Source organism: Terrisporobacter glycolicus ATCC 14880 = DSM 1288, from assembly GCF_036812735.1.
Lineage (GTDB): Bacteria > Bacillota > Clostridia > Peptostreptococcales > Peptostreptococcaceae > Terrisporobacter > Terrisporobacter glycolicus.
Window position 1 is genome coordinate 2,534,409 of sequence record NZ_CP117523.1, and the last position, 21,046, is coordinate 2,555,454.

Genomic DNA, 21,046 nt, shown 5'->3' on the forward strand with positions numbered 1-21,046 from the left:
CTGCTCTTAATGAGGGAATATTATGAGTAAATTACACAAGGGAATTTGTAGAATCGAACTACAACATAACATGAAAGGTTATTGGTCCACCATTCCCACAAAGAAAGCCTAGCGATGTTAGAACTAGGCTTTAATTATAGGTTATACAATATATAGTGTTTATTGAAATAATTAAACTATTTGTTACTACTACTATTTTTAAGTAAATGTTAATCGCATTACCCTACGATTAATTTATATTTTTACAACTTTTATGTTGGGTTTATTAGTTTTCCTTCTATTGAAGCCATAGCAGGATTCGAACCTACATCTACGGATTACGTCCATAATTTTGCCGTTTAAATTATATGGCTTGATTAATTTTATACTGTTATCATCCAGTCTAATACGTATTGGTTAGCCTTTAGAATCGAACTAAAGATAAGTTTTTAATATCATTCTTGGCCTTCGATATGATTTAATCCCTTATAATCCAATGCTAACATATTGAGGGAAGGCTTTACCGTACCTTTCCCTCGACAGACAACTTAAATTTGTATGAGAATTTAAGTCATTTCTTTATTTAATCTTCCATAATACAATATTATCATGGCTTATAGTATCATTTCATATCATCATTTTGTTTCTCACATATTTTTTCTAATATACTTTTATGATGTCTATGTATTTGTGCCCATCTATAATTAACTTCAACACATATCTTTTCCCACTTCATACCTTCTAAATATCTAAGTCTCATTATATTTCTATCTATTGAATCTTCTATTTTATCTATACATTTTTCTATTTTCATCTGTTGTTTAAATAACTTGTCCTGCTTTTTATTATATATATCTATTAATTCTTCTATTTCTCCTAGTAATTCTCCTAATCTATCCTGCTCCGGTTCTGGTTTAGGCATATCATCTATTATCATTGATTTTATACTAGTTTTCTTTTCTTTAAGAAATTCTATCTTTTCTTCAATTATTTTTATTTCTCTTTTAGTTTCTATGTACTCCTTTAATTCCTCTTTTGTCATGTATATTCCCTCCAGTCTTCTACATCATTTCTTCTATATCAATTTGTGGAATAAAACTACTTGAGCCACATTCACATCTATAAACCCCTTCTAAAACATCTATATCAAGTTCATTCTTAATCACTCCACAACAACTACATCTTAGATCCATTGTATCTGGTTGTTTTGGTATTAAAAATATAACATTACCTTCTTTAACTTTCCTCATTTATTTCAATTCCTCCATAGCTACTTTATTTATTTTAAAAGAAAACACACAATATCCTTGTTTTAGACCATATTCTCCACTATTGAGTATATAACTTATCCTTCCAAATACACATCTACCACTAAATTCATTTCTTATATTATCAAATTCTTTCAGCTCTATTTCATCACCAGTTTGAAAATCTCTATCATTTTTTCTTATTTCAAAAGTTTTCTCACCTTTAATCACTCTTTCAAAGTACTTAGGTAATATCTTTAGCTCATGTATTCTCATAAGTTCCTCCTATTTTAATTTCCCTTTTCTTCTTCTCAACTCTTTCTTTAACTCCGTTGTTGAGTATGCAGCTAGTGGATTTTGTTCAATTTCTCTTCGTTGTCTATCTTCTTCTTTTGCAAACTTTTCCATTAATTCTTTCATAGGGTCAAACATTTTATTTCCTCCTAACTTATTTAATTTTTGAAATACCTAAGCCTGATTTTTCATAAAAATCTTTTTCTAACTGCTTTTTTAATTCCCCTAATGATGTTTGAACTTGTTCGCCACCACCTAGGTTAATTGTTATAGGAGTATATTTAGCTATTATAGGTTGACTTGCTTGTTCCGTGTTGCTCATACTGTTAGGAGCTTCTGCATATGCTACCATTTTTTTCTTATTGCATATATATTTAAAGCTACATTCTTTGCATTCTTTGCATTCTTTAGCTATTCTACTTAATCCCATTATATTTCCTCCTCCTGGTACCGACATTTATGCCGGTACCACTTAAAATACAATATTTAATTCCTACTTAAATTCACCAGTATTTAATCTTGTAACTATTCTTTCTTTTTTTCTATCCGTCCAGCTATATACTTCTGCCGGACTTATTCCGTATATTTCTTGAATCCAATCTATACAAATCAATACATCTGCTATTTCTTCTGCTAGATTATCTTTATCTAGTTTGCCCCTCTTAGCCTTTGAAATAGCTTGTATAAGCTCTGCATTCTCTTCCATGGCTATTGTACTGCATAAGTCCTTATTGTGTTCTACTGCTTGTCTATAATCTGTATATTCCATTTTATTTATTATCCTTTCTTGTTACATTGTAGTTATCTAATATCCAAAGCAAATCGCAATTATATCTCGAAACTTCGTAATATTTACAACTCGATTTACACTTATCATAGTCGCCTTTATTTTTATCGCAAAACTTATTGAACCCAAGTTCAAATTCTTCCGCCGTAACTGATTTATTCATCTCTCTCCCTTCAAGCATCCTAGTGCAATTATCTATCTTATCAAGCATTCCTTTATATTTAACAACCTTCTGGTTCAATCTGCATTCATTCTCTTCATGTTGCTTTATAACTTGTTCTAGAAGTTTTATCTTATTCTCTAAGTAATTATTAGATAAACTAAGTTCCTTATTTGCTTCTAGTAAGTTGCATACACTATTTTCTTTACTCTCTATATCTTTTTTTAAATTCCCAATGTCATTTATCAATTTTATATTTGCCTTTTTATAAGAATCTTTTGAACTCATAGATCTTATCATTCCGTCTTCATATTCTTCTTTTTTTCTTTTAAGTCTTTCATTCTCTGCTTTTAACTCATTTATATAGGCTCTATTGAATAGCATTACATCATCTCCCTATTTTAGAATAGGAGTTAATATTCAAGTACTAACCCCTATTCAGTTATTATTTATCCTTCGTAAAAACTAACATTTTTAATTACTATATCGCACGTTCCATCTTCATTTTGTCTTAGGCTATATTTCATAGGATCTTCAAAGTCTACTAAATTTGCACTTATTTTAAATCCAGAATCAGTCTTTATAGTTCTGTTTTCAAGTGCCTTTTCAACTACTTTTTTATCTATATTAAAATCTTTATACAGTTCTTTTTCTTCTAGATATTCCTTAAGCCCCTCTCGTTTATCTTTGTCCATATTTCCTGTAAATCTATCCATATCAAATACACTATTTTCTTTTAACATATAATTCATTAGAGATTTTATATCTTCTAACTTTTTAGGTTCATTTCCGCAGCATACCTCAAGCACTTTATTTGTAACTTTTATAAACTCTTTTGTTTTGTAACTATCATCTACTATTTTTTCTACATCTAGAAATTTCTTAATAAACTTAGATTCTACCCCCATATTTTCATACTGCTTGTCCAGTACTCTTAGTTGATATTCATCATTAAGTCCATGTGACTCTATAAGTGCTGCTTGTTTAGGTTTAGAATTGCTTAAAGCAGATTCATTTTTGTTTATGCTAACATTGAACTTATCATCAACTAATGCAATATCATGATGTATTAAGCCTTTATAATCTAATTTGACTATTGCAACCCCTCTTTGGTCTTTATTTGTGTACATCACTATTGCTAAGTCACAAGATGTTATTTCATCATTATTTTTCATTGCTTCAAATAAGTAACTTGCTATTTCTTTTGAATTTTGTATGAAACTTTTTTCATCGTAGATTATTTGTTCACTACACTGTCTTACTATGTTTTCCTCATAATTGTTGAATGCTGCTTTTCTTAGATCTGTATCTTTTATTATTCCCTTGATTGTCTTTCGAAAGAAGTTACCTATTTCTAAACTAACCTTTCCTTCAAAATCATTTAAAATTGGATTCTCGCTATTTCTATCTAGAACATGAACTATGTATTTGTTTATTATCATTTATTATTCCCTCCCTCTAATCATTCAAATAAGTTTCTTGTAGTAAGTACTTACTTAATTCAATCGCACAATAATTGCATAATGCAATTGGATTTTCCATTTGTGTTATCTCTATCTCAAATCCTTGATTAATAAAATCTCCACATTCATCACAAATTCTTGTGAAATCGTAATCAATTTCTGTTATCTTCATATTTCATCACCTATTTCATTTCTTGATATATAAGTTTATCTAGTAATTGGCTTAATCTTAGAGTGTCGTCTGTTAAGCCATACTGTGTATATAAGTTGCTAAGTATTTCTTTTAAATCCTCTAACATTTAATCACCTCTATTTTTATTATTAATTGATTATTATTTGAGAATATAAGATTAATACAGTAACATACTAACCTCATATTCTATTGTTAAAATTCTATTTGTTCACTCTTGTAAAACAATTCTCTCTCCACAAGAGGTAGTGGCTCTAATATACGTTGACTTTCTTCATATCTGAATCTATCATCCAATTCTCTTAATGTCGTTCCATCTGCTCTAAAAGGTATCGGACTATCCTTGTCCATATCTAACATATGTTGCCATAAAAATGGATATCTTCTTCTTACTACCTTTAAGCTTCTATTGTTTTGTTTAGGACATAAATAACAACCTTGCCTTTCAAATTTCCAATACATTGGATTCCAAAATCCTTTTTCTTTTATATATTTAAGACAATCAGCTTCTGTCATTCCCCATTCTGCTAAAGGTGCTTTTCTATTACTTTCTAGCTTCTTAAGTCTTTTAGGTTCATCTGCTGCTATTCCCAAATAAATGATTGTATCCTCAAACTGCTTTTGATATTCTCTAAAAGGCCTTTGCTTTAGCCTATCGTTACACCAACTATTAAAGCCTGCTGTAAATGGCCATCCATAAATCTGACCTTTAAACTTGCCTTTTTTCTTAACTGTGTAGAAGTATTCTTCAAAACTCTTTTTAGGTTTTATCCTGTCAAATATTAGATCTGGTTTAAGTTCTTTAAATCTCCTTTCACAAATTTTTATAATATTACGTTGTTCTCCAAACTCTAAACCAATATCTATATATGCAACTCTATCTAACGGCCAACCTTCTTCTATGAGTTTTAATACCATGGCTACACTATCTTTTCCCCCGCTAAAGCTAGCAATATATGTTGTAGTCATATTATCACCTACTTATTATTAGCAATTCTAATTCTTGCAAGTATGATAACTATATCTAATATCAATATCGCTATTACTGTGTAGATTAATATTTTCATTTAATCACCAATGCTTTCTATTTCCACTTCTATACAATCTTTTTCTGCAAATATTTTTTCAGCTTCTATCTTTGCTATGTATCTATCATCTGTCCATGCTTTTTTATTTAATCCATCTAGTACACTTTTGATGTAATTATCAATATCTGCTTTTGTAGGTCTTATTTTTCCTTCTAAAGCTTGTACACGTTTTTTCTGAGAATAATTCTTTGGTACCTTTAACTTAAATACTATTTTTACTTTTATATATCCATTAAAATAGTATCTATTACCATATGCTAACCTGCATATCTGTTCAAATACCTTAGTACTGCTAGGTGTATATGTTTTTCCGTTCTTGCCTAATCTTGGTCTTTCTTTTGGTAATGGTTTTGTTAATATTGTGAATTTAACTTTCATACTTCTCAATCTCCTGTTTTCTAACTTCCTTTTGTGCTTTTTTAATAGAATTTATGTAAGTTTCACCTGCTTTTACATAAACTTTCGCAAGTTCTACTACTTTTTCTGTATCTTCGCTCATTTATTTCACCCTTACAAACTTTTTTCAATTTCTAAGGTTATTCTTCTAATCATCTTCAAGTTGTCTTTTACTTTTTGTTTGTTCCCTTCTCCATATTTACTTTTGTATCTCCATAGAGTATCAAAGTATTTTCTATCTGCTAGTTGTTCACCTATTTCTAGTGTTTGATCTTTTCTTTCTGGTTCTACTACTCTTTTGAAATTATTATATTCTTCGATTGTATTTAACTCTTCGTAAGTACTATTTGTTAAATATCTAATTACATTTAATTTATTTTTCATCTGTCCTCCCTATAAAATATCCATTAAAATATCTTCTATTTCTTCTAAGAACCTATCCATCTCAATTTCTTCATCGTCTAAATACATTTCTAGTCCATATACTGCATTTAATCTGTTATAAATCATTCTTGCTATATTTGTATAATCAGTACCTTTTATTGTCTTACCATTAAGAGGTACTATAAGATCCTTACATTCTCCGTTAAGAACCTTAAATCCAGTTCTAGTAACTAACAACTTACTTCCTTTAGGTAATATTTCTATGTCTCCACTAACCATTCTTTTCATCTTTTGTTCTGTATCAGTCTTGATAATTTGTCCTAATCTATAAGTATCTTTCATTATCTCTTCTCCTCATAACTATATATTTTTACTTCTTCTCTAACTCTTCCAGATACACAATTTCCACATTCTCGACATTGACTTACTACTCCAATTCTAGGTACATGGATATATATCATAGTTCCTCCGCAGTTAATGCAGCTATGTTCTTTCCCTCCTAATATCTTCTTCATAAGTTTCACTCCTATTTTATTCTTTGTATCGTTAAACCTTTGTACTGTATTTCGTTAGAATTATAATATCTGAAATGATTTACTATGTTTTGTGCTTTATATCCATGTTCTTCACAAAACTCTTTAATACATGAATATACTTCTGTTGTGCCTGCATATTTATTTACAACTTTAATTGGATGTAAGTTAGAAGTATGATTGTTATTTTTATTTTTGTACTGTTCGATTTTTCTTCGCACTATATCATCATATTTGTTATTCACTTCATTGACTTTTATCATCTGTGCTTCTGTTAATATGCCTTTTTCCCTATCTTCATCTATTCGCTGCATTGCCTTGTCTGCTTCTTCGCTATTTTCTAAATCTGTGAGATAGTAACTCATTTTGTGATTACTATTTGTATCTAATATACATTCTGCTAATCTAAGATAATTTATAAGTGTTGTATCTTCTATTGCTTCTATATTGACGTGCTTTGATTTCTCTAAAAGATTTGACATTCTGACTAATTGCCTAGTTTTACCACTCATAATAATCTCCCCTCTTTGGTCCAGGAGAAAAATTCCCCTGGAATAATTTATTTTAATAACTCTGGATTTTCGTATATATTGCCTATTATTTCATCTCCCCATCTTCTGCTAGAAGTATCACCTATTTCTAGGTGTGCGGTTTCTGTATATAGTTCACCTTGGTATGTTCTACTATAAGTGAATTTAAGTTTAAATCCATTATTATGCCATACTACAAGTTGTTTTTTATTGTCACAGGTTTCAACTATATCTCCTTCATATATTTCCTTGCCGTTCTTATCTTTTAATCCTGTATATTGCATAAATTTGCATTCTTCGTTTAAATGTTTGGGGCTTTGGCATTTATTTTCATAACAATGAGGGCTAGTACCAAATACATAGTTCGATGTATTAAATGCATTATGACTCCATGCTATTGCTCCTACATTAAACATAATTTCTTCTTCTTTATCCCACGCTCTAAATTTTATTTCCCTCATAATATCCTCCTTGAATAATTCTTTTTAATCTACACATACTATTAACGGCTTAATTTTCCTGGCCACATTTGAATCTATAATATTTAACCTTATCGGAAACGATAGGGTTATTTGGTTTTTCTAGGAATTCCTGTTCTCATAGTTGCACAGTATACCTAATCAAATTTGCCTTTCTGACTTTCTAATAAGATTTTTTCTAATTCATCTGGAGTGTACCCAGCGAATGCATTATTTACATTTGCTCCTGCACCCTTTTTATATGGTTTTTGTATATTATTGTTATTTTTGCTAACACTATTATTAGAAAACCTATTTTGTAACTCAAGTGCTTTGAGTTCTTCATAGCTGGTTACATTCTTTTGTAACCAGTTATTTATTATGCCTTTTAAATATCCAAAAGTATTGTTTCCTTTTTCAGCGCAAATCTCTATTGCTCTTTTAAAAAGTTTAATATCAATTTTTGTAGATGTTTCTATTAAATACTCTGCTACTATTCCATTAGCAACTCCTATATTTTCTTGATAGAGTTTACTTATTTCTGATAGTTTTTCGTTACATACATACTTACTATTATTAGTTATATTATTACTTGTATTATTATCTTCACAGTTTTCCGAAGGTGTTGTCGGTTTTTCGAATATGTCTGTCGGTTTATCGACTATATATTCGGTTTTTCGAATATACTTATACATGACTCTCAAAACTCTTTTTTCTATATATTTTGTATTCTTTTTATATAAGTAGCTTGCTGTTATATACCCCTTATTTTCTAATGATTTTATTATTTCAGAACATCTATTTTTTGATAGTCCGAAAAAATCCGAAAAATAATCATTTGATGCAAAACAACCGTCTTTATTGTCCAAACTATCTATTTCAACTAAAAACAGTTTTTCAATTAATTTTAAATCTTTATTAAGCCATATTTCTGCTGGTATCCATATACCTTTAAAGGCTCTTTCCAATCAATCTCACCTGCCTTTTATCTTTTGTCTAAAGTAATAAATCCGTTCCTTTTCTAGCTATATCAACTGGTAAACCTATATTCTTTTCAATTTCACTTTTGAAAATTTCACCATCACCATTTTGACCAGATATATGAAGTATCATTATATTTTTAATCTTGCTTAGATCATTAGCTTTTAAAAATTCAATAACATTCTCTAATTCAAAATGACTTTTAGTAATCCTATTTCTTAAGCTTAAAGGAATTATTTTATTTTCAATGTTTTCATCAAGTAAACTTTTCTTATAGTTACACTCAACTAATATGTGATTTAGATTTTCAAAAGTATATTCACAGTAGTAACTATCTGTTAGAAATAACATATTTCCTATAGCTTTATGATTTATTAAAAATCCTAAAGGTTCAGCTGCATCATGATTAGCTTCAAAAGGTAATATAGTGAAATTACCGATTTTAATAAGGCTCTTAGCTTTTATAACTCTTGTCCTGTGATTTTGTATTCCTACTGCTTCAAAAGTCCCTAAGCTTGAATATACATCTATTCCATTTTCAGTTAGTTCTTTAATGCTTTTGCTATGGTCCTTATGCTCATGAGTTACTAAGCAGCCCATTACTTTGCTTAAGTCATAATCTAAATTTTTAAGAATCTCTTTGTAGTTAACTCCGCACTCTAATATTAATATTTCATTTTCTAGTGAGAGCAAATAACAATTTGCTTTGCTCCCACTAGATACAACTGTTATCTTGTTCATTAGAATGGACACTCTTCATCTTCTGCAAATGTTGACTGCTCTATTATTTCATCTACAGGAACTTGCATTGGTACTGGTTCTTTTTCCTTTGCTTTTGAAGGTGACTTTTCTTTATATTGATATTCAGGTGTAGGAGCTGGTTCTTCAATACTTAAAGTAGTTTTGTTTGCTTTTTCCTGTATTTCTTCTTCTACTTGATAATCATTAGACTCTATAATGTCTTCTTCATTAACTTCCAATGTATTATTAAATGCTCCTACTAATAAATCGCTATCATCTGATGTATTTACATATCTTTTGCAAGCTCTATTTATAACTGTCTTTTTAGCCATTTCATCTTTAAATTTAATATGAGTATCAGTTAACTTCCCGCTAAATCTTTGTGTCCATGCATTTTCAATTTGAATCATATTCATAGCTTCTGTATGGATAACACCATTTTCACCAGTTATTACTGCAAACGCACCTCTCATTTTTGCAAAATCCATTTTATCAAAATTGGGTTTAAATTTTTCAATTGATATGTTACCAGTTTTATAATCATATCCAAGTTCAAATTCATCATCTTCATAGATGCAATGTGCTTTAATATCCTTAATACCGTTCAATCTTTTAGCCACTGCAATTGTCCCTAAATAAGATTTCATTAGTTGCAGCTGATTACCATAAACAACAAAGTAACATTGATTTTTAGCTGGGCTTAAGCCTTGTATTACCATATCTAGTAAAGCATTTGAAATACTATGTGTTGTACAAACTTCTAAAGCACTCTTTTTATTTTTATCTTTTGTTTCAAGTAACTTTAAATAAGCTGATTTCAAAGCATTTTCAGGTGAATAATTAGGTGGTGTTATAAGCTCTTTATTATCTTTTAAAGCATTCACTCTTCCTAGTACTACATCTGTTATACTTTTTTGTTTTTCTTCTACTTTTTGAACTTGATTATTGGCCATTATTAATTCTCTCCTTTAGCTTCTTCTAAAGCTTCTATAATCATTGGATTATCTTGAGTTACTATTAAGTTAATTACTTGACTGCTTATATCTATTAACTGATTTATTGATTCTCTATTATCTATAAATACTGGTACACTAGCTTCATAAAACTCACTCAGAGTGTTTATAATATCTAAGCCTGCATTTATTTGACTTGCAGTATTTGCATTTTTAAATGGCACACCATCAATTGTAGGCTGACAAGTCTCTTCTACATTTCCGTTTATATTTTCCTTTGTAAATTTAAACTTAACTTTTTTAAATTTACAATTTGTATTAGCTTCTAGTAAATCAACTCTAGTTTTTATGAACTCTTCACAAAGCATTACTATCTTTTCTTGTCTAGCTATTTCTGTCCCAAGTTCTTTTTCTTGTTCTTTTAAATCCTCGACTCTTGCTAATGTTTTAGCATTTAATTCTTTTACTGCTAGCTTTGAATATAAAGCCTTAAGTTCTGAATTAAGCTTGTCTTTTTCTTCTGTGTAGTTAGTTACGTTGTTATTGCTGCTAGTGTTATTTAATAAGTTTTCTAGTTCTATATTTTTAACTTCCAATTTTTCAATATTTTCTTGTGTGATAATCGGTATAGAAGGTTTTATATCTTCTATTTCCTTTTCAACTTCTTCAATATCATTTTTAAATTTAACTATTTCAGTTGAACAATTCTCAATGCAACTAAGCTTATCCCCTATTGTCTTATTAATTTCTTCAAGTTCCTTAGTCTTTGATTTTCCTAATTCACCAATTTCCTTCATTTTCTTAGCTTTATTACTATTGAAGTTTTCTAGCATTTCTTGTTTTTTATTTTCTATAGCAGCACTTTCAAAAGGTCTTTTACAAGTAGGACACTCTGTTAATATTCCGTCTAGACATATGTCTTTTGATTTTTCATCTTTCCACTCTTGTTTTGCTGCTTTTATTTCTTTTTCTAGTCTGTCATAAGTTTTTCTAAGATTATCAACTTCATAAGATTCTTTATTTTTAATGCTTTCTAGACTATATAATTTTTTTCTTAATGATTCTTTCTTGCTATACAACTCCTGTTTCTTTTGCTCTGTTATCTTGTATGCATCATTTTTATAGTTTTGTATCTTAGTATTGTTAAGTTGAATTTCAGCCATTATTTCTTTATTTTTGATAAGTTGCTGCTTACTAGCTTCCGTTACATCTGATAACTGTTTGTCTATATCTTTTACTTGATTTTCCTTAGATTCTATTTCTGATTCTATTTCTGCAAAATCAATTTCTTGTATTGAGTTATTGGCTTCTTCTATTTTGTAAGGAATTGATTTCTTTTCTTCTTTAAGTTTTTTAATAGAAGCATTTTTACTTTTTAATATGTTTTCAACATCATCTTTCTTTAGATCATCTTCTATTGCTTTTAAATCTTTATTTATCGCAAAGACTTGATCTATGCTCACATCACCAGCAATTTCAAGTATTATTGCTCTAGCTTCTTTCCAGTTAAGATTAGAAAATAAGTAAGGATTAGTAAGTAACTTAAATTGCTTTTCATCAACTATTTCTGAAATTTTCTTAGTGTACTCACTCTTTTTAACCGGAACATCATTTATTTCATACAAAGTTTCATTTCCAGTAAACTTTCTTTCACTTTCACTTTTAGCTCTGGACCATTTTTCTTTTAAAGTTTTAGTTAGCTTTATTTCTTTGCTATCTATACTTAGATAAGCTACTACATGAGGATTAAGCCCTCTTATGATGTTGTTGTTAGCATCTAAAGGTCTTACATCAAAGTCCTTTCTATCCTTAGAGTCCTTATCAAATAACAACCATGTGAATGCATCAAATATACTTGTTTTTCCTAGTGCATTTTCACCTTTTATATTTGTAACCTTAGCAAAATCTATGCTTAGATTAGATATTCCTTTGAAGTTATTTATTTCTAATTTATTTAAAGTTATTGTTTTCATTTTTCCTCCAATTCGTGGTATAATAATACCGTCAATCAAAATTTTTTTACTAGAATTGAGTCTATTCGCAGTAGGCTCTTTTCTTATTTTCTTGTAGATTTTCTTCTGCTAGTTCAGTTTCTTTTATATCTTCTTTTTTCATATCTTCTATTTCTTGCAACTGTTCTTCAAACATTTTCCTTCCTACTTTTAATGCCGCTTCATAACCTTTCCAGTATTCATGTGCAGCAGCTTCATAAATATCTTTCGTGCTAAAATGATTTCTTAATATCTTCGTTTTTGCTTTTGCTTCGTCAATTTCTTTTTTTAATGTATTTGTTGAATTTTTCATGTTGTTTACTGCTTCATCAAGTATCCAGTTCATGTTAAACCTCCTCTACATCTGTAACTTCTAACTCAACTTCGCCACTACCATCTTCAATAAATTTAATTATTGAACCACCAAAATTTTCAATTATAATTTTAATGTCATCTTTGCCATGATCTAACATATCAATATTATCCCAAACACCATCTTCGTAAATATCATTCGGTAATTCTATTTCATAAGTATGGTTTAATTCTATTTTTTCACAAACCTCAATCTTAAACTTTTTCATTTAAACCTCCTTGTTTGTTTGAATTGCATAATGTTTGCCAGTATTAATATCTTTCACTGATAATATAGGGCCTAACTTTTCATGTTTATAAACTACAATTCCTATATTGTTTTTCTCACACATAGCTTGTATCAAATTCATAACCATTTGTATTTCTATTTCTCTGTTGTCATCTTGATATTTACTCATTAGTTGCACCTGCCTTTTCCCATTCAATTGGCATGAATATTTTTTCACCACGAACTTTTTCTTTAACGTATACAAATACTTCTTTTCCTAAGCCTCCAAAGAAGCCATATACTTTCCAGTTGCATATTTTATCCTTTGACATTTCCATACCACTATTGCATTCATAAGGATTTGTAGTAATGCCTCCACATGAAGGGCATCTGAATCCTTTATCACCAACAGATTCATGAAAATCTTTAATAGTATCAAATACTCTAACTTTATCGCCATCTATTTTAGGTTGATTAGCTTCTTGATAATAGTTCATATACCAGTAGTTTCTATTCTCTTCCCAAGAATCAAGTATATCTTCCCAACCAATACCTAATTTATCTTCATAGTGTTTTGCTCTATCAATAATCCACTTGAATGTATCACAATATTTGTGTGTGCATTTTGAAACACGTCTACAAACTGTATTGCCAAATCTTTTCTCGTGCCCTTTTGCTGGTTCATATCTATTAAACTCATGATCACATCCATTAGTATTAAAACACCCTTGTCCATTATTGCAGTCGCTTTTTACTGCTTCTATTAAACTTTCATAACCTTTACTCATCGCTTCCTCCTGTGTACATATCACCTAATTTTTTAAACTCTGATTTTGATATTTCTCTTATGTCATTTCTTAAAACTTTCTTTGCTTCTTCTAAAGTTCCATAACCTTTTTCCCAATCAATTTCACATACTAATCTTGAACTTGGTAAGTCATAATATTTTTACTCATTAGTAGCACACTCCATTTCGTCTAATTTAACTTGTCCATTTGCCCCTTGAATTGCATATTGAAGCATTAGACTAGGTTTCCATTTCTCTATATAATTAAGTGCCTTGTCATAATTTTTAAGAGATATATTTTTGTAGCTATTTACCTTAAATGCTCCTTTTATATCTCTATAAAGTTCTGAAAATAACTTCTTGCTTAACTTCTTGTAAGCTTCTGAATATTTACCTTCTAATAAATGCACTGCCCTTATATTTACTGCCGTTCTTAAGTTTTCTGCTAGTTCGTAATCAACAGTCATCTTTTCTTCTATTGCTCCAACCCTGCTTTCAATTACTTGCTGCTTTCTGTCTATCATAAATATTGCTTGTAATTCCTTTGAAGCATTTTCTAGTGGATTTTCTACCATTTGATTGAATTTCTTTACATACTTAGCTGTAAATAATATCCCTTTTTCACCAGTCATCTTATTAGCCAGTAAATCACAACCTAATTTGGTACATTCATAGCATCTTAATTGTCTACCTCTATCGTCATAAGTATTTTCTATAAAATAATCACCAAGGTGCAGTTCTGCACTTTGCTCTAAAGTTGGCTTGATGCCTACTATTCCTCGTTTTTCATTACCTTCTATCATCCACATTACTTCTTTATGTTCTTTTTCCATCATTACTGCTACTTCATAACTAGGTATTGTTTGAACTGCTTGTCCTTCATTGTTCTCCATAACTTTGTAACTATTGTATAAATCACTGTTTCCCATCTCTATTCCCCTTTTCAACTCTTCTAAATAAACATCTGTATATCCATCATCATCGGCTTTAATAGTTTTCATATAGTCACAAATTAAATCACCAAATGACTTTTTAGCTTTTAAATATTTTTCTTTAGGAACAACCATTCCAAATCCTTCAAAATCATCTTGCCCTCGTGTAGCTCTTAATTCACAATAAAGTTTTACATAAGAAGCTATTTTAGTATCTTCTGAATCCAAATCGTAAAATACACTTTCCCAGTTTGTTAATTCTTCTTCTGTAGCGATGCTTTCATCTATTTCTATTTCAAACTCTTTTTCTATTGTTACTTTAGCTTTAAATCTTTTCATAATTACCCCCTACTCACTAATAACAATTAGCTTTTTACAATTACCAAAACTTTGAGTTTCATTGAAATATCTCATTTGGATTACATTAATACCTAAGTTTTCAAGATGTTTTAACTCTGAATGAATGTTCCTATCTGTCTTATATCTAGTTACCTCTTTAGTGCTGTTTGATTTGATTTTTACTAACATACTTTTCATTTATTTATCTCCCCTTTTCCTTTATCTTTTTATTAATGTTGCTTCTATAAATTCTTTTACTGTTGTTTTTGGCATTTCTTTTGCAAGTCTTTCAAGTTCATCTTTTGTTATTAATAATTTCATTTGTTTCACCCCTTTTTTAAAACTTACCTCCACTTCGCATTACCCATTTTTCATAACTTATTCTATCGATTCTATATTCTCGTCCAACTCTAGTTGTTACAAATAAGTTATGAATATCATTATATTTAAGTAATGCTCTTACATAACTGTCAGATGCCTTTATATACTCCCTAAATTCTTTTGTAGTCATGTATTCTCTTATCGTAAAATCGTTATTTTCCCTAAACATTTGCATTAGTTCAACAATGTCCTCTCTTTCTGATATTGCATTCAAGAGTGAATCTATATCTATATTTCTAACTATTGTCTTTTGCATTTCGGTAGCCATAAATATCACCTCTTTTCTATGTATTTATTTTTTTACATTGGGAATTATAATTTAATCAATTTACACTTTACAACACATTTTGTGCTTCTAATTATCAAAAAAAATTTTATCTATATCAGCTTCATTAAAGGCTTTTTTAAACTTTCGCATAAATCCAAAGCTAGGTTGTCTATCTCCTAACTCTATTTTAGATAAATACGAGGTAGAAACCCCTATTTTTCTAGCAAATTGAACTTGGCTCATACCTTTTTTATTTCTGAAGTTTACCAAAGTCTCATTCATCAATCCCACCTCCTTAGCACGTTTTGTGTTATTTATAATATAATAATATACGACACGAATTGTGTTGTCAACACCTTTTTAACACTTTTTGTATTATTTTAAATTTTATTGCACATTTTGTGTTACTATATTACTATAGAAGGGAGGTATTGCAATGTTTGGAAGTAGATTAAGAGAATTAAGAATAGAAAAAGATATTAAACAGTCTGATTTAGGTAAAATCATAGGAATATCTCCTAGTACTGTCGGAATGTATGAAAGAGAACAGCGATTTCCAGATAAAGATATACTTAATAAACTAGCTGATTATTTTGATGTATCAGTTGATTATCTTTTAGGGAGAACGAATGATAAAAATGTATATAAAAAAATAACCAAATTAGACGAAAGTATAACAACAATAGCAGCACATAAATTAAATCCTCATGATGATTTATCAGATGATGCTATCGCTAAAATAAATGAGTACATTGAATTTGTAAGAATGCAACAGAATAAAAAATAAATTGCATTTTAATGAGCAGTAAAACTGCTCTTTTGTTTTACCTTCTCATAGAACAAATATTCGTTTTTGTTCTCATTTGTTCTATGAGATGTATAAAAAGGGGGAATACTTCAAAGATGAATAAATTGGAACAACTATATAATTTAGCTTTTGACCTTACTATCAATATATTCTTTTTTGATTTAAAAGCTATTGGGTGTTTAGGATTAAATGTGGAAAAAAATGAGCTAGGACATGTGATATTTCTAGATAACAGTTTAAAAAATAATAATAAAATTCATGCGGAAGTATTAGCTCATGAGATAGGGCATTTTTATACTACTATAGGCAATAATTTGAATAACTCATCTACTTATAGAGATGAGTTATATAAAAATAAAGTTGAAAATAAAGCTGATAGATGGGCATATAATTATCTTATTCCCGAAAAAGATCTAGTAGTGGCTATAAAAAAGGGTATAACAGATATGCAAGAACTTGCTGAATATTTCGATGTAAGACTAGAATTTCTTATGAAAAGATTAGAATATTTAGCCTTACTAAAGCAAATGATAAAACTAGAAAATAATAAATATTTAGTATTAACGAATCTTCCTAATCTACACACTTATGAAGATCTATAAAAAGGGGGTATTATTTCGTGAATAATATAAAATCTACTTTTGTAACTAAAAAACGAGGATATTTTTATGTTGCCATGGATTACTATGATAACGGTAAATTAAAACAAAAATTATTAAAGAAATTTGATAAGAAAAAAGATGCAGATAAATATCTTATAGATATAAAATCTCAAATAAATAATAATAAATATATATTGCCTTCTTCAATAACTTTTGTTGATAGATGCACACAATATTATACAGATAAGGCTAAAAATTATTCTCCAACAACAATGAAAAGATACAAAGGCGTAATAAATAGCCACGTTAGTGATTTTTTCAAAGATACTAAGCTTAGTGATATGAATATAAGCCGATACCAAAACTTCATAAATTATATGTTTACAACTAAAAATCTAAAATCAACAACTATAAAAGAAATATTAATGAAAACAAATGCTGTATTACGTGAATGTTATAGACTTCGTGAGATTAATGAAAATATACCAGAATTCATAACTGTTCCTAAACAACGAAAAGAATCTTCGAATATCGATGTGTATACAGTTGAAGAGTCAAAAAAAATATTATCAGAATCCTTTAATAAACCTACTTTGCAAATACCACTGCATCTTTTTCTATTAGCAGGACTTAGATTTGGTGAAATGGCTGGATTATTGTGGGAAGATGTTGATTTTGAAAATAAAGTTTTAAAGATACAACATAACTTAGTAGTATACTATCTTAGAAGAACCAAAACTGATGGCAGTAACAGAGAACTTATTGTCCCAGATATTATTATTGATTTATTAAAAAAAGAAAAATTAAGACAGAACAAATTAAAGCTACAAGGCTTGCTACAAAATGAATGGGATGTTGTCTGTATAAACAGTAGATATAGATACTGGAATAATGAATCATTTAGATCTGCATATATAACATATCTTAAATCTATTAATTTAAGATATATTCATATACATTCATTAAGACATGCACATGCTACTATGTTATTATTAGCTGGAACTGATATGAAAACTGTCTCTGAAAGACTAGGCCATACTGAGATAAATATAACAATGAATATTTATTCTCATGTTTTAAAAGAAATGGATAAAAAAGCATCCGATAATATAGAAAAAATACTGCTATAAAACGTCTAGTTTTTGTCTAGTTTTCGTTTTTGTCTAGTCAATGTCTAGTAAAAATAATACCCAACTATAATAATATAGTTGGGTGTTTTCAATATGTTAAGTTATTTCAGTATAATATAAAATACTCAGATGAAACTTCTCGAACAAGTCCCAGGAAATTCCTAGAGTTTTTAATATTATATTTTAATACGGGCAATATTATAACATAAAAAAAGAAAGGTATAAACCCTTTCTTTTTCTTATCAATAAAATTATTTATTTTAGGTTTGCTGGTCCAAATCCTAGTGGTAATATTTCTTCTAGGGTATATTCTATATAATCATCAAGATTATCTCTATCTTTCGCTAAGTAAATTTTAAATTCTTTTGGTTTGCAAAATTCCATCATTACCTGTCTACAAACTCCACATGGAGAACAATATTCTCCTACTTCACCTGCTTTACTTCCTACTATAGCAATTGCTTCAAACTCTTTTTGTCCCTCTGATACTGCCTTAAAGAAAGCTGTTCTTTCAGCACAGTTTGTTGGAGTGTATGATGCATTTTCAATATTACAACCTTGATATATTTTTCCATTCTTTCCAAGTAAAGCTGCTCCCACATTAAAATTAGAATATGGTGCATAGCTCATTTCTTGTGCTTCAAAGGCATTTTTTATTAATAGTTGTATATTATTCATAAATTTTTAATATCCCTTCCAATTTAATACTTTAATATATTTGATGTGTACATACAAATATATAGAGGATAATCATTATAACATCTATAAATGAAAAAGTATATATTTTTTAAATTTATTTATAACTCTTATCTACTAATTATAATATATATCTATTCATTATTTTATACGATTAATTTTATGATTTTATCTATTTTTTTCCCAAGGCCATACCAAGTTTTATTCGCCATATTTATCTCAGGTCTTTTTTCGTCTTTTCTAATTGTATTTATTAATTTTTCTATGCTTTTAGCAATATTTTCTTCAAACTTTGGTAAATCATCTTTTAATGGAGTAGTTCCATTTATCATCCTAGGCATTGGTAAATACAATATGTGATTAGAATTATTTATTTCCTCTCCAATAAAATCTTCTAATCCATTAATTTTACTAACTATTACTTTACATCCACATGATAAAGCTTCAAGTACTACTATAGGAAGTCCTTCGTAAAAAGAAGGCAAAATAAAAATATGACTTTTATTAAATAACTCTGATAATTCTATATGATTTAGCCTGCCATTAAAATTAACTTTATATATAGATTTTTTTGATAGTTCTATTATTTGATTAATTTCTTCTTTATCACTTCCACTACCTGCTATATTTACTATAATGTCATCTTTATCATAATTTAGAAGGTTAAGGCTATTCATAAAAGACTTTATACCTTTACTCTCACAAATTTTACCTGCATAAGTTATATTAATTTCATTGCCTGTTTTATAGTTTTTATTATAAAAAACTTTATCGTCATAACCACTACCTATAACAGTAACCCTATTGTTTTCAAAATTAAAAGTTTTAATTATATCTTCTTTTTGCGCCTTATGTAAAGCAAAAATATGATCCAACTTATTTATATTTGAAATAATATAGTCCTTTTTTAAGTCAATATTTTTCAATTGTCTAAGACATGTTCCATGACAAATTCCAATTACCTTAATATCATTTACTTTTTCTCTTACAAAGCTTGTAATTAAATATAAGTGATTACATATAATAATATCTGGTTTAAAGTCCTTTATTGCCATATTTAAAATACTTAAAAACTCCTCTTTAATTTCAATTACCATCTCTTCAGTAAGTTCTTTATATTTTGTACTTTCATAGGGCATAATATCACTCATACCAACTACTGGAAAAGGTAATTGAGAAGTATTATAAATCATAGGATAAAACTTTATGTTATCATTAAAATAAGTTTTTTCATCTTTTATGTCAATTCCTGCTATTATACCTTGCTTATGACCTAACTTATGTAAACTTTCAATTACCCCATTCATATACACTCCGCTACCTGTACTATTTGGCTTTTGAGCTGTAATGTGTAGTATTCTCATATTATCCACCCTTTTTTATTTTTTTGTAATATGTAAGTAGACGCAGGATGAATCATCACTTTCTTTAAATCTTGGAAAGATTATGCCATTATAATCTTCTTTTTCCAATTTTCTAATTTTATTATTAATATACTCAATACCTTTATTCTTCCCTACTTCTATCATTTCATTTTCTTTAAAAATATTATACCTATCCCATGCACAAGAAAATCCATCGCTACTCATCATAATTCTCACTTCGCCTTCCACATCAATATAACCATGTATAGATTTTTCAACAGCTTCCTTGTTAAATTCCAATATCCAATATCCTTTATCACTATTTTTTTTAAGTCTATTTTCTATTATGAGAGGAAGTAAAATATTCTTTTTTTCAAATATAGTTAAATTACATCTTTTATTTAGATTCTCCATCTTAGAGAATACTTTTTCATCCAATTTACAAACGCGTTCGTCTTTTATTATTATATCTTCATTTAATTTATTTAATAATAAAGTACAATCTCCAAGAAGAATATACTCTAATTTATCCGTGTAAAATTTTATTATTACTACAGATGCTGAAGGTAAATCTAAATTTTCGATTTTTAACCCATTTAATTTTAATAAATATTCTTTTTTTATCTTTTCTAATCCCTCTAATACTATTTCTTTTAGCGATTTATCTTTATCTATATTCTCTTGTAAGTATTTATTCCACCAAGATACATACCACTTAGCATCACTTTCTTTAGATATTAAGTTTTTATTATTTAATCCTGTGGCTCCATCTAATACCCACGCACCTTTTTTACATAATCCCACCATATCTTCATTGTAAATTCCACTACCTTTATCACAAAGTAGTTCAAATTCCTTAATATCTATTTCCATAGTCTCCTCCAAATTATGATATAAATATTTATCTGTAAATATTATTGTATAGTAAATATAAATTATTACAACCATTTCTTAGCAAGCAAAATTCATTACTCTTAAAGAAAG

36 protein-coding genes and 1 tRNA gene are annotated in these 21,046 nt (G+C 28.6%); 3 read left to right on the top strand and 34 right to left on the bottom strand.

What is annotated here, in order from left to right:
* Window positions 1–283: 283 nt before the first annotated feature.
* The 31 genes from TEGL_RS12555 to TEGL_RS12705 all read right to left on the bottom strand — a co-directional run bounded on the left by TEGL_RS12555 (window position 284) and on the right by TEGL_RS12705 (window position 15,744).
* Window positions 284–353: transfer RNA gene (locus tag TEGL_RS12555), tRNA-Tyr, on the bottom strand.
* A 248-nt stretch (window positions 354–601) separates the two neighbouring features.
* Window positions 602–1,021 carry a hypothetical protein gene (locus TEGL_RS12560; protein ID WP_018592605.1) on the bottom strand — a complete coding sequence of 140 codons (420 nt, stop codon included), beginning with the start codon at window positions 1,019–1,021 and terminating at the stop codon, window positions 602–604.
* Window positions 1,022–1,040: 19 nt separating this feature from the next.
* Window positions 1,041–1,229 carry a hypothetical protein gene (locus TEGL_RS12565; RefSeq protein ID WP_018592604.1) on the bottom strand — a complete coding sequence of 63 codons (189 nt, stop codon included), beginning with the start codon at window positions 1,227–1,229 and terminating at the stop codon, window positions 1,041–1,043.
* Window positions 1,230–1,502: an ASCH/PUA domain-containing protein gene (locus TEGL_RS12570; protein WP_018592603.1), complete on the bottom strand. Its 273-nt coding sequence runs from the start codon at window positions 1,500–1,502 to the stop codon at window positions 1,230–1,232.
* A 9-nt stretch (window positions 1,503–1,511) separates the two neighbouring features.
* Window positions 1,512–1,658 (bottom strand): hypothetical protein, encoded by a 147-nt coding sequence (locus TEGL_RS12575; RefSeq protein ID WP_018592602.1) that lies wholly within the window; start codon window positions 1,656–1,658, stop codon window positions 1,512–1,514.
* Between the two features lie 16 nt (window positions 1,659–1,674).
* Window positions 1,675–1,950: a hypothetical protein gene (locus TEGL_RS12580; RefSeq protein ID WP_018592601.1), complete on the bottom strand. Its 276-nt coding sequence runs from the start codon at window positions 1,948–1,950 to the stop codon at window positions 1,675–1,677.
* A 63-nt stretch (window positions 1,951–2,013) separates the two neighbouring features.
* On the bottom strand, window positions 2,014–2,289 hold the full coding sequence (locus TEGL_RS12585) for a MazG nucleotide pyrophosphohydrolase domain-containing protein (RefSeq protein ID WP_018592600.1): 276 nt from the start codon (window positions 2,287–2,289) through the stop codon (window positions 2,014–2,016).
* A gap of 1 nt (window position 2,290) precedes the next feature.
* Window positions 2,291–2,851 carry a hypothetical protein gene (locus tag TEGL_RS12590; RefSeq protein ID WP_018592599.1) on the bottom strand — a complete coding sequence of 187 codons (561 nt, stop codon included), beginning with the start codon at window positions 2,849–2,851 and terminating at the stop codon, window positions 2,291–2,293.
* A 65-nt stretch (window positions 2,852–2,916) separates the two neighbouring features.
* On the bottom strand, window positions 2,917–3,909 hold the full coding sequence (locus TEGL_RS12595; protein ID WP_018592598.1) for a nucleoid-associated protein: 993 nt from the start codon (window positions 3,907–3,909) through the stop codon (window positions 2,917–2,919).
* A gap of 16 nt (window positions 3,910–3,925) precedes the next feature.
* A complete protein-coding gene (locus TEGL_RS12600; protein WP_018592597.1) occupies window positions 3,926–4,102 on the bottom strand; it encodes a hypothetical protein in 177 nt (58 codons plus the stop codon).
* 10 nt (window positions 4,103–4,112) lie between these two features.
* Window positions 4,113–4,229 carry a Spo0E family sporulation regulatory protein-aspartic acid phosphatase gene (locus tag TEGL_RS12605; RefSeq protein ID WP_018592596.1) on the bottom strand — a complete coding sequence of 39 codons (117 nt, stop codon included), beginning with the start codon at window positions 4,227–4,229 and terminating at the stop codon, window positions 4,113–4,115.
* A gap of 86 nt (window positions 4,230–4,315) precedes the next feature.
* Window positions 4,316–5,089 (bottom strand): phosphoadenosine phosphosulfate reductase family protein, encoded by a 774-nt coding sequence (locus tag TEGL_RS12610; RefSeq protein WP_018592595.1) that lies wholly within the window; start codon window positions 5,087–5,089, stop codon window positions 4,316–4,318.
* A gap of 98 nt (window positions 5,090–5,187) precedes the next feature.
* Window positions 5,188–5,586 carry a RusA family crossover junction endodeoxyribonuclease gene (locus TEGL_RS12615; protein WP_018592594.1) on the bottom strand — a complete coding sequence of 133 codons (399 nt, stop codon included), beginning with the start codon at window positions 5,584–5,586 and terminating at the stop codon, window positions 5,188–5,190.
* On the bottom strand, window positions 5,576–5,707 hold the full coding sequence (locus TEGL_RS12620) for a hypothetical protein (RefSeq protein ID WP_018592593.1): 132 nt from the start codon (window positions 5,705–5,707) through the stop codon (window positions 5,576–5,578). The genes TEGL_RS12615 and TEGL_RS12620 overlap by 11 nt, the downstream gene beginning before the upstream one ends.
* Before the next feature lie 11 nt (window positions 5,708–5,718).
* On the bottom strand, window positions 5,719–5,988 hold the full coding sequence (locus TEGL_RS12625) for a hypothetical protein (protein ID WP_018592592.1): 270 nt from the start codon (window positions 5,986–5,988) through the stop codon (window positions 5,719–5,721).
* Between the two features lie 9 nt (window positions 5,989–5,997).
* On the bottom strand, window positions 5,998–6,330 hold the full coding sequence (locus tag TEGL_RS12630) for a hypothetical protein (RefSeq protein ID WP_018592591.1): 333 nt from the start codon (window positions 6,328–6,330) through the stop codon (window positions 5,998–6,000).
* Entirely contained in the window at window positions 6,330–6,503 is a 174-nt protein-coding gene (locus tag TEGL_RS12635) for a hypothetical protein (protein ID WP_018592590.1), read from the bottom strand. The genes TEGL_RS12630 and TEGL_RS12635 overlap by 1 nt, the downstream gene beginning before the upstream one ends.
* 11 nt (window positions 6,504–6,514) lie before the next feature.
* Entirely contained in the window at window positions 6,515–7,033 is a 519-nt protein-coding gene (locus TEGL_RS12640; protein WP_018592589.1) for a hypothetical protein, read from the bottom strand.
* 47 nt (window positions 7,034–7,080) lie between these two features.
* The gene (locus TEGL_RS12645) at window positions 7,081–7,512 is read right to left on the bottom strand and encodes a YopX family protein (RefSeq protein WP_018592588.1); all 432 of its coding nucleotides are present in this window, start codon (window positions 7,510–7,512) and stop codon (window positions 7,081–7,083) included.
* A gap of 155 nt (window positions 7,513–7,667) precedes the next feature.
* Window positions 7,668–8,477, bottom strand: a complete 810-nt coding sequence (locus TEGL_RS12650; RefSeq protein WP_018592587.1) for a DnaD domain protein — start codon at window positions 8,475–8,477, stop codon at window positions 7,668–7,670.
* Between the two features lie 28 nt (window positions 8,478–8,505).
* Window positions 8,506–9,231, bottom strand: a complete 726-nt coding sequence (locus TEGL_RS12655) for an MBL fold metallo-hydrolase (protein WP_018592586.1) — start codon at window positions 9,229–9,231, stop codon at window positions 8,506–8,508.
* On the bottom strand, window positions 9,231–10,184 hold the full coding sequence (locus TEGL_RS12660) for a recombinase RecT (RefSeq protein ID WP_018592585.1): 954 nt from the start codon (window positions 10,182–10,184) through the stop codon (window positions 9,231–9,233). The genes TEGL_RS12655 and TEGL_RS12660 overlap by 1 nt, the downstream gene beginning before the upstream one ends.
* A 2-nt stretch (window positions 10,185–10,186) precedes the next feature.
* Entirely contained in the window at window positions 10,187–12,157 is a 1,971-nt protein-coding gene (locus TEGL_RS12665; protein ID WP_018592584.1) for an AAA family ATPase, read from the bottom strand.
* 61 nt (window positions 12,158–12,218) lie between these two features.
* Window positions 12,219–12,521 carry a hypothetical protein gene (locus TEGL_RS12670; protein ID WP_018592583.1) on the bottom strand — a complete coding sequence of 101 codons (303 nt, stop codon included), beginning with the start codon at window positions 12,519–12,521 and terminating at the stop codon, window positions 12,219–12,221.
* Between the two features lies 1 nt (window position 12,522).
* Window positions 12,523–12,756 (bottom strand): hypothetical protein, encoded by a 234-nt coding sequence (locus TEGL_RS12675; RefSeq protein WP_018592582.1) that lies wholly within the window; start codon window positions 12,754–12,756, stop codon window positions 12,523–12,525.
* Window positions 12,757–12,945: a hypothetical protein gene (locus TEGL_RS12680; protein ID WP_018592581.1), complete on the bottom strand. Its 189-nt coding sequence runs from the start codon at window positions 12,943–12,945 to the stop codon at window positions 12,757–12,759.
* The gene (locus TEGL_RS12685) at window positions 12,938–13,543 is read right to left on the bottom strand and encodes a hypothetical protein (protein WP_018592580.1); all 606 of its coding nucleotides are present in this window, start codon (window positions 13,541–13,543) and stop codon (window positions 12,938–12,940) included. Before TEGL_RS12685 ends, TEGL_RS12680 begins: the two co-directional genes overlap by 8 nt.
* Window positions 13,544–13,703: 160 nt before the next feature.
* Window positions 13,704–14,813 (bottom strand): Rha family transcriptional regulator, encoded by a 1,110-nt coding sequence (locus TEGL_RS12690; RefSeq protein WP_018592579.1) that lies wholly within the window; start codon window positions 14,811–14,813, stop codon window positions 13,704–13,706.
* A gap of 9 nt (window positions 14,814–14,822) precedes the next feature.
* Window positions 14,823–15,011 carry a hypothetical protein gene (locus TEGL_RS12695; protein ID WP_018592578.1) on the bottom strand — a complete coding sequence of 63 codons (189 nt, stop codon included), beginning with the start codon at window positions 15,009–15,011 and terminating at the stop codon, window positions 14,823–14,825.
* A 139-nt stretch (window positions 15,012–15,150) separates the two neighbouring features.
* Window positions 15,151–15,462 carry a hypothetical protein gene (locus TEGL_RS12700; RefSeq protein ID WP_018592576.1) on the bottom strand — a complete coding sequence of 104 codons (312 nt, stop codon included), beginning with the start codon at window positions 15,460–15,462 and terminating at the stop codon, window positions 15,151–15,153.
* An 87-nt stretch (window positions 15,463–15,549) separates the two neighbouring features.
* Window positions 15,550–15,744 (bottom strand): helix-turn-helix transcriptional regulator, encoded by a 195-nt coding sequence (locus tag TEGL_RS12705; RefSeq protein ID WP_018592575.1) that lies wholly within the window; start codon window positions 15,742–15,744, stop codon window positions 15,550–15,552.
* Window positions 15,745–15,898: 154 nt separating this feature from the next.
* Here TEGL_RS12705 and TEGL_RS12710 point away from each other — a divergent pair, with 154 nt between their 5' ends.
* The 3 genes from TEGL_RS12710 to TEGL_RS12720 all read left to right on the top strand — a co-directional run bounded on the left by TEGL_RS12710 (window position 15,899) and on the right by TEGL_RS12720 (window position 18,002).
* A complete protein-coding gene (locus TEGL_RS12710) occupies window positions 15,899–16,249 on the top strand; it encodes a helix-turn-helix domain-containing protein (protein WP_018592574.1) in 351 nt (116 codons plus the stop codon).
* 116 nt (window positions 16,250–16,365) lie between these two features.
* A complete protein-coding gene (locus tag TEGL_RS12715) occupies window positions 16,366–16,872 on the top strand; it encodes an ImmA/IrrE family metallo-endopeptidase (protein ID WP_018592573.1) in 507 nt (168 codons plus the stop codon).
* A 17-nt stretch (window positions 16,873–16,889) separates the two neighbouring features.
* On the top strand, window positions 16,890–18,002 hold the full coding sequence (locus tag TEGL_RS12720) for a tyrosine-type recombinase/integrase (RefSeq protein ID WP_018592572.1): 1,113 nt from the start codon (window positions 16,890–16,892) through the stop codon (window positions 18,000–18,002).
* Between the two features lie 255 nt (window positions 18,003–18,257).
* Here the strand turns inward: TEGL_RS12720 and TEGL_RS12725 are convergent, their stop codons facing one another.
* The 3 genes from TEGL_RS12725 to TEGL_RS12735 form a co-directional block, all read right to left on the bottom strand.
* Window positions 18,258–18,680 carry a cytidine deaminase gene (locus tag TEGL_RS12725; protein ID WP_018592571.1) on the bottom strand — a complete coding sequence of 141 codons (423 nt, stop codon included), beginning with the start codon at window positions 18,678–18,680 and terminating at the stop codon, window positions 18,258–18,260.
* A 164-nt stretch (window positions 18,681–18,844) separates the two neighbouring features.
* Window positions 18,845–20,062 carry a glycosyltransferase family 4 protein gene (locus TEGL_RS12730; protein WP_018592570.1) on the bottom strand — a complete coding sequence of 406 codons (1,218 nt, stop codon included), beginning with the start codon at window positions 20,060–20,062 and terminating at the stop codon, window positions 18,845–18,847.
* 15 nt (window positions 20,063–20,077) lie between these two features.
* The gene (locus TEGL_RS12735) at window positions 20,078–20,935 is read right to left on the bottom strand and encodes a hypothetical protein (protein ID WP_018592569.1); all 858 of its coding nucleotides are present in this window, start codon (window positions 20,933–20,935) and stop codon (window positions 20,078–20,080) included.
* Between the last annotated feature and the right edge of the window lie 111 nt (window positions 20,936–21,046).